The sequence below is a fragment of the Caballeronia sp. M23-90 genome (assembly GCF_053574605.1).
The window spans coordinates 1-2,450 of the sequence record NZ_JBSIPA010000680.1 but is presented as its reverse complement, the minus strand read 5'-3'; the positions used below and the strand labels follow the sequence as shown (position 1 = coordinate 2,450).

Below are 2,450 nucleotides of genomic sequence, written 5' to 3'. Positions count from 1 at the left end.
TTGACCGGCACGAGCGTGTGGTGCTCGCGGGGACGCTCGTGCCGGTCAAGCGCGCTTATGAAGCAGCGCGCCATGCGCCGCACGCGGGATTCGTCGAGTCCGTATTGCAGGAGCACTGACCTGACGGGATCTTCTATAGCCTGAGCATGTTCATCGACTTGCTGATCGATGCCGCTCACTTCCATCGATACATTGCGCTGATGGCTCGCGCTGCGCAGGCAATCGATCAGATAGCGTCTGAAATAAGCGCAAATGGCATAGTTGTTCGATGGCGCGCTTTCAGCGCAGGACTTCGCCGTGGAGTGACCCGGTTCCAGACGCAGCACCTTGGCGTAAATGAATTGCGCGACGAGCTCTTCCTTGTCTTCGCGAAGTGACTGGAGTTCGAGCGGGTGGTAAGCGCGCAACGCGCCGCGCACCAAATGGTACATCGACACCATTTCGTCATGCGACAGATGGGTGCGGCGGCGCCAGAGATCCGGAAGTATTGCGGTGTCAAGGTTCGCGACACGCGCGTGCGCGGTCATGGTGTCCATGTTGCTCTCCCTCGTATGTTTTATTGGATGTCGAGCGAAGTATGGTGACCGGATGCGAGTTGCGCCATATGGCTAAAGTAATAGCCGTCGGGTAAACTTGTGTAAGGTCTTAAGGCGGCTCGACGCCCCCACCGTTATGTCCAGTGTCGTTTTAGCAAGTCGTTCCCACGTGCGTCAGCCAGGCGCGCATCTGGTAAAAAAGGGGCTGACAGGATGCAGAACGATCCAATGCGGCGGGAAATAGACAAAGACCTCGCGAAGGTTCTTTATGCTCAGGACCCCATTGCATTCTTTACGCACTGGTTAGCCATTGCGGCTTTGAGCGCAGTTTATTTCGGTTCAATTGCGCATCGAGGCCTGTTCACCGCCTGGATTGTCTTTTATAGCATCGCTAATTTTGGCGGAATAGCACTGTGGGCGTGGAACCGTCATTGGCCGGCGACATTCGCGCCACGCAAGTGGATCAACCTTCACGCGCTGCGAAGCATTGTGCTGTATAGCGCGCCCGGCTTGTCGATCTGGTTCGCGTTCCACAGCCAGCAAGCCGATCTTCCCGTCCTCCATACCGTGCTGCTGGTGACGCTGGCGGCGGGTGTTTTCATGTCGAGCGGCTTCGACCTCTTCAATTTTTCCAGCGCGATTCCGTTGCTCCTGATGCCCGCGGTGGTGCTGAACTTCAGCTCGCCCACGCGCGACCGCATCGTAATTGGCTCGGTGCTCGTGGTGTTTTTCATCGCGATGAACTTCTACGCCGCGCGCTACCGGACACTCTTCCGGCGGGTCGTGGAGGCGCGGGTGAACCAGCAGCGGCTGGCTGAATCGCTCGCCATCCAGCAGCGGGTGACGGAAGAGGCGAGCCGCGCGAGGACGCGTTTTTTCGCAGCCGCCAGTCACGATCTGCGCCAGCCGTTGCATGCGATCGGCTTGCTTGCCGAATCGTTGAGGGACACGTTGGCCTCCGGTGCTCAACGCAGCGAAACGGCCGACGGTATCATTTCAAATGTTGAAGCACTGAACGGGCTCTTTAATCAGGTGCTCGATCTGGCGCGCCTTGAAAGTGGCGTCACGCAGGTGATCCCGCTGCACTTTCGCCTCGCGGAGATTTTCACTCGCATCGATAACCAATACCGTCCGCTCGCCGCCGCCAAGGGTCTCGCATTGCGCATCGCGCCGACGGATGCGGTCGCCTTCTCTGACCCTGTATTGCTCGAGCGCGTGCTGGGCAACCTGATATCGAACGCGATTCGATACACCGAGCGCGGCGCGATATGGATGGGGTATCGAAGTGGACGGATCGAGGTACGTGATTCGGGGATTGGCATTGCGCCGGAAGAACACGAACTCGTGTTCGAAGAGTTTTATCAGGCGAGGCTGCCTGATGAAAAACCGCGACAGGGACACGGGCTCGGCTTGCCTACTGTCAGACGATTGGTGAAACTGCTTGGCGGCGATGTCACGTTGCGCTCCTCACCGGGACGCGGCACGACAGTCAGCGTGCCGGTCAAGCGCGGCGACCCGGACCTGATCACGATCACCGCAAGGCTCAGTGATGTGGCATTGACCGGGCCGACGGCCGCGGGAAGGCGGATTCTTTGCATCGACGATGACCCCGCCATTCTTGCCGCACTCGAACGTCTGCTGGGCCGCTGGGGTTGCACCGTGCGCAGCGTGCGGGACGAGCGTGCTGCGGTGCAAGCCGTTGAAGACGATTTCGTTCCCGATGCGCTGCTTTGCGATTACCAGCTCGGCAATCACCGAACCGGCGCGCAGGCTGTTCGCGCGGTGCGGCAGGCGTTGTGGGAGCGGGGCGATGGCGACATTGTCACGCTGATGATCACGGGCGACATGGCGTCGTCCGAGCTCAGCACGCTCGCCGCGCAAGGGATTCCCGTGCTGCACAAGCCGGTGACGCCA

1 protein-coding gene and 1 pseudogene are annotated in these 2,450 nt (G+C 59.8%); one reads left to right on the top strand and one right to left on the bottom strand.

The window, feature by feature from the left end:
* A pseudogene (locus ACRXB1_RS34570) lies at positions 1 to 536 on the bottom strand (hypothetical protein); the annotation flags it as partial.
* Between the two features lie 213 nt (positions 537 to 749).
* On the opposite strand from ACRXB1_RS34570, the gene ACRXB1_RS34565 reads away from it, so the two are divergent.
* The coding region (locus ACRXB1_RS34565; RefSeq protein ID WP_449494600.1) for an ATP-binding response regulator at positions 750 to 2,450 on the top strand (1,701 nt) is incomplete at its 3' end.